This is a genomic window from Desulfosarcina sp. (genome assembly GCF_041551955.1).
Classification (GTDB): Bacteria; Desulfobacterota; Desulfobacteria; order Desulfobacterales; family Desulfosarcinaceae; genus Desulfosarcina.
Genome location: NZ_JBFELV010000151.1, coordinates 1 through 10214 on the forward strand (window position 1 = coordinate 1; position 10214 = coordinate 10214).

Annotated in this window: 11 protein-coding genes; 4 read left to right on the plus strand and 7 right to left on the minus strand. The window is 56.5% G+C overall.

What is annotated here, in order from left to right:
• Window positions 1-117: 117 nt before the first annotated feature.
• From ABYV26_RS12875 to ABYV26_RS12905, 7 genes are all read right to left on the minus strand, one after another.
• Complete coding sequence (locus tag ABYV26_RS12875; RefSeq protein WP_372681597.1) at window positions 118-615, minus strand: DivIVA domain-containing protein; 498 nt, start codon at window positions 613-615, stop codon at window positions 118-120.
• Between the two features lie 26 nt (window positions 616-641).
• On the minus strand, window positions 642-941 hold the full coding sequence (locus tag ABYV26_RS12880) for a YggT family protein (RefSeq protein ID WP_372681598.1): 300 nt from the start codon (window positions 939-941) through the stop codon (window positions 642-644).
• Window positions 942-1066: 125 nt separating this feature from the next.
• Window positions 1067-1264 (minus strand): MoaD/ThiS family protein, encoded by a 198-nt coding sequence (locus ABYV26_RS12885; RefSeq protein WP_372681600.1) that lies wholly within the window; start codon window positions 1262-1264, stop codon window positions 1067-1069.
• Window positions 1265-3403 carry an aldehyde ferredoxin oxidoreductase family protein gene (locus ABYV26_RS12890; protein ID WP_372681602.1) on the minus strand — a complete coding sequence of 713 codons (2139 nt, stop codon included), beginning with the start codon at window positions 3401-3403 and terminating at the stop codon, window positions 1265-1267.
• A gap of 33 nt (window positions 3404-3436) precedes the next feature.
• Window positions 3437-4591 (minus strand): NAD(P)/FAD-dependent oxidoreductase, encoded by a 1155-nt coding sequence (locus ABYV26_RS12895; RefSeq protein WP_372681604.1) that lies wholly within the window; start codon window positions 4589-4591, stop codon window positions 3437-3439.
• Window positions 4584-6674 carry an FAD-dependent oxidoreductase gene (locus ABYV26_RS12900; RefSeq protein ID WP_372681606.1) on the minus strand — a complete coding sequence of 697 codons (2091 nt, stop codon included), beginning with the start codon at window positions 6672-6674 and terminating at the stop codon, window positions 4584-4586. The genes ABYV26_RS12895 and ABYV26_RS12900 overlap by 8 nt, the downstream gene beginning before the upstream one ends.
• A 5-nt stretch (window positions 6675-6679) precedes the next feature.
• Window positions 6680-7393 carry a FadR/GntR family transcriptional regulator gene (locus tag ABYV26_RS12905; RefSeq protein WP_372681607.1) on the minus strand — a complete coding sequence of 238 codons (714 nt, stop codon included), beginning with the start codon at window positions 7391-7393 and terminating at the stop codon, window positions 6680-6682.
• 311 nt (window positions 7394-7704) lie between these two features.
• Between ABYV26_RS12905 and proC the strand changes: the two genes are divergently transcribed.
• From proC to ABYV26_RS12925, 4 genes are all read left to right on the plus strand, one after another.
• The gene (proC, locus tag ABYV26_RS12910) at window positions 7705-8559 is read left to right on the plus strand and encodes a pyrroline-5-carboxylate reductase (protein ID WP_372681609.1); all 855 of its coding nucleotides are present in this window, start codon (window positions 7705-7707) and stop codon (window positions 8557-8559) included.
• Between the two features lie 82 nt (window positions 8560-8641).
• Window positions 8642-9094 (plus strand): MauE/DoxX family redox-associated membrane protein, encoded by a 453-nt coding sequence (locus ABYV26_RS12915; protein ID WP_372681611.1) that lies wholly within the window; start codon window positions 8642-8644, stop codon window positions 9092-9094.
• A 101-nt stretch (window positions 9095-9195) separates the two neighbouring features.
• A complete protein-coding gene (locus ABYV26_RS12920) occupies window positions 9196-9894 on the plus strand; it encodes a cytochrome c biogenesis CcdA family protein (protein WP_372681613.1) in 699 nt (232 codons plus the stop codon).
• 13 nt (window positions 9895-9907) lie between these two features.
• Window positions 9908-10214: thioredoxin family protein (locus tag ABYV26_RS12925; RefSeq protein ID WP_372681615.1), on the plus strand; the 307-nt coding region annotated here is incomplete at its 3' end.

Genomic DNA, 10214 nt, shown 5'->3' on the forward strand with positions numbered 1-10214 from the left:
TAGTTGTTGGGTGTAATGCCTAACAACTATTCGGCACCCATCGGTTTCGACTTTAGGGAAAATTGGGATACTGGCAGATGAAAAGAACCTACTGACACCGCCTGAAGGGCCACCGGACTACTTGTTCAACACCTTGATTTTGGTGTCTTCCGCGTCCATAACGTCCATTCCCTCTATTCCGATCTCCAACAGTTTGGTGTGGGCATCGATTATAGAACGGATCTGCACCTCGATCTGGACACGTTGACGCTTAAGTTCGGCAATGTCTTCGTGAAGCTGTGAAAGGCGGCTGTGGGCCCGGTTGAGAATTTTCTCCGCCTTGACTTCGGCATCGGCAATGATGATCTCCGCCGATTTGCGGGCATTGTCTTTCATTTGCTCGAGGACTTTCTGGGAATTGAGCATGGCGCGCTTGAATGTCTCTTCCCGCTCCTTGTAGCCTTGTTTTTCGAGCTTCAGACGCCGAATCTCCTCTTCCTGGCGCTTCGTGGCCTCCTGGATAGCGGTAAAGGCATCGGCAGCCTGCTCCAAGAACCGGTCCACCTCGCGCACATCGAATCCACGGAATCGGACTTTGAATTGCTGCTGCTGAATGTCCAGCGGTGTTAATTTCATAGCAGGGTCCCTGTCTTTGGAATTAATTATATGAGCGAAGCAGCGATTCGCATCAGGCTGTTAACAACAAAGGTTCGCAGAAAAATAACGACGAGGAATACAATGATGGGAGAAAAATCGATCCCCCCAAAGTGAATCGGCAGTTTCGACCGGATCGGGTAGAGCACCGGTTCGGTGACATTGTTGATGAATCGAACAATGGCATTATAGGGATCCGGGTTGACCCAGGAGAGGATGGCCCGGGCAATGACCACCCACATGAAAAAAAGCAGCACGAAATCCATGACCTTGGCCGCTGCCATCAAAAAGTAGCCGACGATATACATTGAAGAATCTTCCTCGACGATAGAGAGTTGGTCCCGCACGACGCGTGTCGTGCAGGCCCACGACATTGAAAAAATACGACCTTTTGCTTGGATAAGTCAAGGTTTTTCATGGGGTTGGACTGTTCTTACCCGCCGGCGATCATGGGGATGAGCGTTACCCGGGCACCGTCGGGGACCGGGGTGGTCTTGAAATGCGGACGGGAGACCGGCTTGCCATCCAGTTTCACCACGGCATAGAGGTGGCCGTCATCCAGTTGCGCCAGGAGCGAGGCCACGGTCAAGCCTTCCTGCCAGCAACGTGCTTGCCCGTCGACGGTAAGCATCTATTTCACTCCATTTTCGGCCAGCACGGCCATAACCTCGGGGAAGTCAATCCCCAGGCGCTTGACGGTGTCAATGGTCGGTATGCCATCGATCGTCCATCCGCGTCGTTGGTAGACGGCGTCCTTTAAGGTCTCGTACTGGGCCTCGCGCCGTTTTCTGAGTTCCGCCAACCGCCACGGCGTATCCTTGCCGGTAAGGTCAACCTTGTATTTTTCCTTGAGTTCGGTGTCGTATCGCTCTTGCCGGGATGTATACTCTTCCACGGTCACCGGGCCCATGGCACGGTAAGGTAGGGTGTCGTGTTCCCGGGTGCCGTAGCCCATTTTCAGGTTAAAGACGCGCTGAAAATTATATACCGTTTCGCTCATGGCAATCAGGTCTTCGGGTGTGGCCGGGTTGCCGGTCACGGCGGTGTAGTATTCGGCGTACCAGTTCACATGCTTCATTACCTTGGCCGGTTCAAGGGTGTCCTTGTTGTCTTCGGGAACGATATCGTTCCAGGGTAGCTTGCAAAGGCCGCACAGCCCGAACCAGGTGCGGAACATGGGAAACCAGTGCAAGGCCTCGGCCTTCTGTTCGAAGGTGGGCATGAAGTTGTGGACCATGTCCAGAAAAATTAACCAGGCTTCGTCGTGCTGGGGGCCTTTGAGCGCCAGGCCGTACCCCCCCTGCTGGGCCAGGGATTCCTTGGTCATGTATTCCGAGAATTCCAGCCCCTTGGACTCCATGCCGATATCCTGCAGCATGGCCGGATCGGCACCGAACCGTTCGGCAAACAGCCCTTTCATACGACGGATGCCCTGCCCGACAATGGCACCGAACCCCTCGCCTGAGGCCATCTGGTGGATCAGTTCCAGGGCGTTGAGACGGTTGCCGAAAGAGAGGTCCATGCCGCCGGTATGGTCGGTATTGATCATTCCGCGATCGAAGCACTCCATGACGAAGGCGATGGCCGTGCCCACGCTGATGGTGTCCAGGCCATAGGCATCGCAGTAGAAATTGATCTCCAGAATGGTGAAGGGATCGAAGATCCCCAGGTTGGAGCCGCAGCCGGCAATGGTCTCATATTCTGGGCCGTCGACGAAGACCTTGCGGCCCTTGTACGCACCCGTGTAGGGCACGAAGTCCTTGACGCCGTGGGCGCAAGCCACGGTACAGCCCTTCCAGCAGCCGTCGTAACCCGGATCGAAGAGCTTTTCAAAAGCCTCGCGCCCGATGAGTGACGCCCCCGGATGGGAGCCGTACTGGAAATTATGGGTGGGCAGCAGATCGAAATCATTCATGATCGGCACCAGGTGCACGGTACCGAGGCGGGCCATCTCGTTCTGCTTGGGATCCAGTTCTACAATTTCTTTGGCGTGGCACCGGGCCACGGTCTTGAGCGCCTCAAGGTCGGCGGGATTGTTGCTTTTCAGGGAAACCTGCTCCCAGCGGGCCACCACGGCCTTGAGGCCCTTGTCGGCAAACACCGTGCCGATGCCCCCGCGCCCCGCCTGCTTGTAACGAACGCGCTTGCGGGCGTTGTCATACCAGGAAAAATTCAGGCAGCCGATGCGGGTATTGGCTGCGCCGGGGCCGGCCGATATCACCGAAATACCAACCTTCTTGCCCTGGGAGAAGTGATCCGTCAGTACGTCGGAAAGTGCGTAGGCATCCTCAGGCAATCCCGGGATCTCAAGGATGTCGATCCTCTCTTGGATGCCGTCGATGACAACCACCGTATCCCCGCTGGTCTTTCCGGTGATCCGAAGGGCATCGAAACCGGAAAACTTGAGATAGGGGCCGAAATAGCCGCCCACGTTGGAATCGATCACCGAACCGGTAAGCGGGGAGATCGAGGTGACGATGCTTTTGCCCGAACCGGGATAGGCAGGCGTGCCCCCCATGGGGCCCGAAGCGATGCAGATGGCATTTTGCGGATCGTCCCATTTATTGTCGCCTTTCAGGGCATCCCACAGCAGCCAGAGATCGAAGCCTTTGCCGCCGATGAAGGTTTTCTTGATTTTCTCCTCGATGGGGCCGATGGCGATGGTCCCTTCGGACAGGTTTACATCCAGATACTGGTCGGTATAGCCTTTTTCGACATCGCGACGCGGATAGGTCAGGGTCTGTCGTGTGGTGGACTTTACTTGGCTCATGGTCTCGCTCCTATAGGGTATCGTTGTTTGACGCTATTTAAGCGCTTCGCGAACTTCAGAGAACTGCCGGGCCGGCGAGAAGATCTCCATGGCCGCCTGGTCCTGATCGGAGGCCGTGCCGGAAATCATCCGTGCGGCCAGTTCACCCATGCCCGGTCCAAGCATGAAGCCCTGGCCGCACATGCCGGTAATATGAAACAGCCCCTCGATCTCGGGGCTCCAGCCCACGATGGGAGATCCGTCAGGACTCATGGGGTAGCACCCTCGCCATACCCGCCGCACCCGCAGGGTTTTCAGTCGAGGGATCAGCGCCACCATGCGGGCGGCCGCCTGGGGCAGGAAAACCGATGTCTCCCGGGTATCGGTGCCCAGAATGGGCGGGTCCGGTGTGATACAGAACACCACCTGGCCATGAATATTCTGGTAAAAATAGTAATTCTTGGATCCCGGCCCCGGCCGCAGGTCCACCACCATGCATGAGAACATACGGGCCACCGGCTCGGTGATGGCCCCTTCGTGGGAATCAGGGATCACGGGCAGATCCACCCCGGCAGTCGCGCACAGCGGCCGCGAATAGGCACCGGCTGCATCCACGACCACCGGTGCCCGGTATCGCCCCTTGTCCGTCTGGACGCCCACCACTCGGCCTTTTTCCACCAGCAGTGTGTCGATCCGTTCATTAAAGTGGAATCGGGCACTATTATCAAGGGCTTTTCGAGCAAAAGCGTTGATGGCCAGCAGCGGTGACGCCGAGCCGTCATCCGGTGAGAATGTGCCGCCGAGAAGCCCACTGGCATCGATGCCCGGAACGATTTGCAGCAACTGATCAGGGTCAATGAAGTCGATATTCAGGCCGAATTGCTGTTGCAGGGGCAGCAGCTTCTTCAAGGCGTGCGCTTCCTGCTCCCGGTAAACCGGGAAGAGGTACCCACCCTTTAGCCACTCGATGTCGTCGCCGTGCGTCTCCTTCCAGGTGGAAAAAATCTCCAGCGAGCGAAGCCCCACACGGATTTTTGCCGGGTCTGAGTGGGTCGCCCGGATCCCGCCGATAGCCCGTTTGTTGTCCCCTTGGCCCGGCGACGGCTTGCCGTCCACCACCAGGGTCTTCAGGCCCATGGCCGCCAGAGACATGGCCGTTGGGACGCCCACCGAACCAGCCCCGGCGACAATGACATCGATGTTATCCATCCCGATCACCCCTTTTTTCACCAGCCAGCGTCCCTAATGCGACCTCAACGAAGAGCGGCCGATCCACCCGGTCGGTGACCGCCTCCAGATCCACCCCCTCTTCCTGGAAGATTCGCCAGATCATGGGTCGGCAGGTCTTGGACCCGCAAGCCCCCATGCCGGCCCGGTTGAGTGCTTTCATCTGATTGATGTCCCTCACCCCGCTGCGGACGGCGGTTCGGATCTCACCGGCGGTGATGCGCTCGCAGCGGCAAATCACTGCCTCGTCGGGCAGGGGAGCATTTTCATAAACGGTGGCCGGGTCCAACTGGACCTCCTGGACCCGGATGCCGATGGCTCGTTTGGCTGCCGCCCGTTCCAATTTGAACTGAACCAGCAAGGTTCCCGGGTATTTTCTACGGTTGGCCACGACGCGCTGCACCGGGTAATAGCCGAGGATGGCCCCATCACGATCGGTCACCGGCACCCGCTGGCCTTTTTCCACCCGTTCGCGCCAGACTTCGTATGGCAGCGTAACGATGGGATATTCCGGATCTTTGCGGTAATCCACCAGGGTCACCGCCAATCCCGGGCAGATGGCCGCACAGGCCAAACACCCTTTACAGGCGGTTCCATCCACCAGATAGGGCAGCCCGGTGATCTTGTCTTCCTCGGTTCGGATAGCGCCTTCCGGGCAAACCGAGGTGCAGGGGTTGCAAGGCACCTCCTGGTCGCAGTGGAAGATAGGCATCACCCCCTCCTCGCCTGGCGTCGGATCCCGGTGAACCGGGGCACCGGGCCGGGATTTGAGAATGGTGGCCTTTTGATCCCATTCGGCCGGAATATCGTCGGAATAACATCCCAGGGCCTTGGCAATCTTGAGGCCTTCGATCTTGCCGGTAAACATGGCCGCCGATGCCTCGGCGATTTCCTGGGCATCCCCTGCAGAATAGACATCCATGCCCCATTGTTTGGCTTTGAGGTAAAATTCGTTGACTTCGGCCAATCCCACGGCGATCAGGATGGTATCCACGGCAAAGGTCTTGTGGGTGCCGGGGATCGTCTGCCAACGGTTGTCCAGTTCGGCAACGGTGACGCCTGTCACATGTCCGTCGCCATGGGCGGCCATCACGGTATGCCGGGTAAAAATGGGGACGCCCAGCCGTATCAGCTTGTCCGCATGCACCTTGTAGCCACCCACCCGGGGCAGGGCCTCGATGAGTGCCACGACCTCGATGCCGGCCTGAATGGCATGGTAGCCGGCGATCAGCCCCACATTGCCGCCGCCCACGATGAGCACCCGCTCCGATGATTTGACCAGGTCTCGATTGACCAGGGTCTGGAACGCCCCGGCACCGTATACACCGGGCAGGGTGTTGCCGGGAAAGGAAAGCATTTTTTCTCTGGCACCGGTGGCCACCAGCAGTTTTTTCGGACGTACCTTGCGATACTCGTTTCTTTTAACGACCCCCACGATGCCGTCGGAAAATACGCCCACGGCGGTGGCCTCCAGCCAGATCTGCACCGACGGCAACGCCCGCAGTTGCCCCTCCAGAATGCTGCCTATTTCAAAACCCCGTGTACCAGCATGGGAATCTTCCACGGAGCCGAAAAACTTATGGGTCTGAAGGACCAGTTTACCCCCCAGGCGATCTTTGTCATCGATGACCAGGGTATCGATGCCCAGTTGGCCCAGTTCGATGGCCGCGCTCAACCCGGCCGGCCCGCCGCCGAGGATCAACACCGCCACCGACTTTTCCGCTGCCGGTTCGAAGTTAGGCTTGCCAACAGCCTCCGGCAGGCTGGGGAGGCCCTCCACCGATTGTACCGCCATCTCTTTTTTCAGGGCTGTCATGCACGCTTTGACGGGAATGTTGTCAGCCATGACCAGGCACTGCGAACACTGTCCGTTGGCACAGAAGAGCCCCTGGGGGCTGCCATCCTTGTGATGGTGACCAAATACGTGGATATCATTGGCGAAGAGGGCCGACGAGATCATTTCTCCATCCCTGCCGATCAGCGGTGTGCCATTCCAAGTAAACGGGACCTCAGTTTCCGCCGGTACATCCAGGATGGGATGGGATTGAAGTCGCTTGATGGACATTATCGCTATATCTCCCGGTTTTCCATGTAGTGGTTGAATCGCAACACATGGGCTTCGGCCAGTTGTCGTGCCTCGGCCGCATGCTTTCTTTCCACGGCATCGATGATGCTCGCCAGATCGGTGAAATTTTCCTCCATTTCACGCTGTTTCATGACCAAAAAGGTTTCATAGTACTGGTCGATGTTGTCATGGACCGTGTGATGCAGGGAGATGTACACCGGATTCCCTGTTATTTGGGCCAGGGCCAGATGAATCTGCTTATCCACTTCCACGAAACCCTTCTGGAAATCGCTGCCCTTTTCGGCGAACTGGCGGGCCTGTTCCAGCAGTGATTTGAGATGGATCACATCTGCCGGCGTGGCCCGTTCTGCGGCCAATGCCGACACGCGACCCTCCACACCCACACGAAACTCAGTGAGGTGCTGGAGCGAGACCTTCTGATAGCGGATCAGCAGGGCCAGGCTTTCGTTGATCTGGTCGTAACTGATATCCTGTACCACGGCACCACCGCCCACCCCCAGCTTGATCTCGATGAGGCCCTTTTGCTCCAGCACCCGCAGGGCCTCTCGCAAGGTTCCCCGGCTCACCTGGAGCATCGCCTTGAGTTCACGCTCCGAAGGGAGCATTTCGCCGGGCACCAGTTTTCCCTCAAGGATGGTCTCCTGGATCTGTTCCACCACATCTTGAAAAATCCGGGTCTGTTTGGCTGCTTTGAACATGGCCTCTTTCCCTGTGTTTCTTACATCCCCCTGCGGTATTGCCATCGGCATGCTTTCGGATCAGAAGATGAAAGCAAAGGCGCGGGGCAACATGATTTTGTAATGGTTTAACCATTTGTTGTAATGGTTAAACCATTACCGATATCGGTCATCGATGTCAAGCCCCTACCGGTGGCCGGCTGACCAATTGACCGATTTAGGAGTTGTTGTCTTAAACACGAGCCGGTCGGATGATTTCCCTTGACACGATAAAGGTCTAAAACGTAGGTGAACTATCTGCGATGATGCGAATCCAAAAGGAGATCGAATCCATGTTAACCAACAAAAAGATCGGTATGATCGGAACCGGAAACATGGGCAACGCCCTCATCGACGGATTGATCCGATCCGGTGCGGCTCTGCCCGAAAACATCATCTGTTCCGATGCCAGCGAGCGGCAGTTGGAACCCGTAAGGGAAAAATTCAAGGTGGCAACCACCACGGACAATATCGAGGTGGTCAAAGCAGCGGATATCGTCATCTATGCCATCAAGCCCCAAATTATGGCCAGTGTGCTCAAGGAGACCGCCGACTACCTGGACATGAGCAAACTGATCATCTCCATTGCCGCCGGTGTTCCTTTGGCGGCCATCGAGTCGCTGCTCAACAAAGACCTTCGCCTGATCCGGGCCATGCCCAACGTGGCAGTGGCCGTCCGTGAAGGCGCAACGGCTGTCGCCGCCGGCGGCCATGCAGACAAGCAGGACGTTGACCTTGCCATGGCGATCTTCGATTCGGTGGGCAAATCCATTTTCCTCAAGGAAAACTACCTGATGGACGCTATCACAGGACTCAGCGGCAGCGGTCCGGCCTATATTTTCATGATTGTCGATGCCCTGGCCGATGCCGGCGTCAAAGTGGGGCTTTCCCGAAAGGATGCCCTGTTCCTATCCTCCCAGACCATTCTGGGCGCAGCCAAATTGCTCCTTGAAACCAAGGCCCATCCCGGTCAACTCAAAGATTCAGTCACCTCGCCGGGCGGTACGGCCATCGCCGGTCTTCACACGTTGGAAAAAGGCGGCCTTCGCACCACGCTCATCAATGCCGTGGAAGCGGCCACCAACCGTTCCAAGGAACTCGGGGAGGCCATGATCAAGAACTTTTCCAACGGCCAGACACAACCCTGAATGATAGCTGGTAAGCTGTTAATTTGATAGGCTAACCGGCTCAAAGCTGAAACCTTGAACCGTGAACCCGGAACCCGGAACCTTGAACCCTGAACCATCACCTATTTTTAAAAACGTCACCGTCGCCGTCAGGATCGCCCTGGGAGCCATCTTCCTGTTCTCCTGCGCCGGCAAAATCGCCGACCCGGGAGCCTTTGCGGCCATTGTGACCAACTACCAGTTGTTTTCTCCCCCGCTGGTTTCAGCAACAGCCGTGATTTTCCCCTGGATCGAAGCGGTATGCGGGCTGGCGCTGGTTTTCGGCCGACTTGAAAAGGGTGCAGCCCTACTGATTAGCCTGATGATGGTTTTCTTTACCGGACTCATCCTTTATAACGGCTATCGCGGATTGAACATCGCCTGTGGTTGTTTTTCCCTGGCTGCCAATGAGCCTTCGAATATCGCCGTGAACACGCTGCGAAATATGGTTATTCTGGCTGCCGGGGCATGGGTCCTATTCTTTTCGAGGCACCAGCGGCTGACGGCTGCGCCATGATCGGTGCGCTTTTATTGTAACCCGTTGCGGGTTCGGCGGCTCACCAGAAAAGACGGTAATCATTTCATGATGCCACCAACGTCAAAGGATTGACCGCAGGCATGTTTACAGAATCGATCTCCTACCCCGCAGCCCTGTTCGCAGGCCTGCTGTCCTTTTTTTCCCCGTGTATCCTGCCGTTGATACCGGCCTATTTTACCTTTATCACCGGACTGTCGTTAGATGAACTAACCGGTGACCATACCCGGGGCGTCCGAGCCAAAGTCATCCTGGCAACATTGAGTTATGTGCTTGGTTTTTCATTGGTTTTCGTCCTTATGGGCGCTTCTGCCTCATTCATCGGTGGGGCCATCTTCCAGTATCGTGACTGGATACGGATCATTGGAGGCCTCCTGATCATCCTGCTGGGCATTCACATGACCGGGTTGATCAGTTTCAGGTTCCTTCAGTTCGAACGGCGACTTCAAATGCAGAAGAAACCCCTCCATTTCATGGGAACTTTTTTCGTCGGAATGGCCTTCGGAGCGGGATGGAGCCCATGCATCGGCCCACTGTTGGGATCCATCCTCATTGTGGCCGGAAACCAAGAAACAGTGACCGACGGTATCGGGTTGCTGTCCGTTTATGCCGCCGGACTGGCAATACCTTTTTTGGTGCTTGCAGTATTCGTCGATTCATTGATATCTTTCATTAAAAAGGCATCCTGGTCGATAAAGTATATCAACTTGACCGCAGGCCTGCTGCTGCTGATCCTCGGCCTGCTGCTGGTTACTGACAAACTGAATCTGATCAGCGCATAGGATACGTGATGCTATGATAAAACGATGGAAACTGACGACAATTGCGCTGACTATATTGCTGACCGTGTCTGCTGGGGCCGTCAGTGCGTCTGGAGCCCAAACCGGCGATACCGGTATCCAGTGGTTTTCCTATGCTGAGGGCAGACAGCGCGGAGCGGCCGAAAACAAAAAAGTGTTTCTGGTATTTAATGCAGATTGGTGCCGCTACTGTCTTCAAATGGAAAAGGAGACGTTTCAGAATCCCACGGTCATCGCCTACGTCAACCGCAACTTTGTCCCCATCAGCGTCAACTCCGACAAACAGCAGGACATTTCCGAAA

Bases quoted from the DNA above. Each gene is read 5' to 3' on its own strand.
- ABYV26_RS12875 (WP_372681597.1), bottom strand. From the start codon at position 615: ATGAAATTAACACCGCTGGACATTCAGCAGCAGCAATTCAAAGTCCGA.
- ABYV26_RS12880 (WP_372681598.1), bottom strand. From the start codon at position 941: ATGTATATCGTCGGCTACTTTTTGATGGCAGCGGCCAAGGTCATGGAT.
- ABYV26_RS12885 (WP_372681600.1), bottom strand. From the start codon at position 1,264: ATGCTTACCGTCGACGGGCAAGCACGTTGCTGGCAGGAAGGCTTGACC.
- ABYV26_RS12890 (WP_372681602.1), bottom strand. From the start codon at position 3,403: ATGAGCCAAGTAAAGTCCACCACACGACAGACCCTGACCTATCCGCGT.
- ABYV26_RS12895 (WP_372681604.1), bottom strand. From the start codon at position 4,591: ATGGATAACATCGATGTCATTGTCGCCGGGGCTGGTTCGGTGGGCGTC.
- ABYV26_RS12900 (WP_372681606.1), bottom strand. From the start codon at position 6,674: ATGTCCATCAAGCGACTTCAATCCCATCCCATCCTGGATGTACCGGCG.
- ABYV26_RS12905 (WP_372681607.1), bottom strand. From the start codon at position 7,393: ATGTTCAAAGCAGCCAAACAGACCCGGATTTTTCAAGATGTGGTGGAA.
- proC (WP_372681609.1), top strand. From the start codon at position 7,705: ATGTTAACCAACAAAAAGATCGGTATGATCGGAACCGGAAACATGGGC.
- ABYV26_RS12920 (WP_372681613.1), top strand. From the start codon at position 9,196: ATGTTTACAGAATCGATCTCCTACCCCGCAGCCCTGTTCGCAGGCCTG.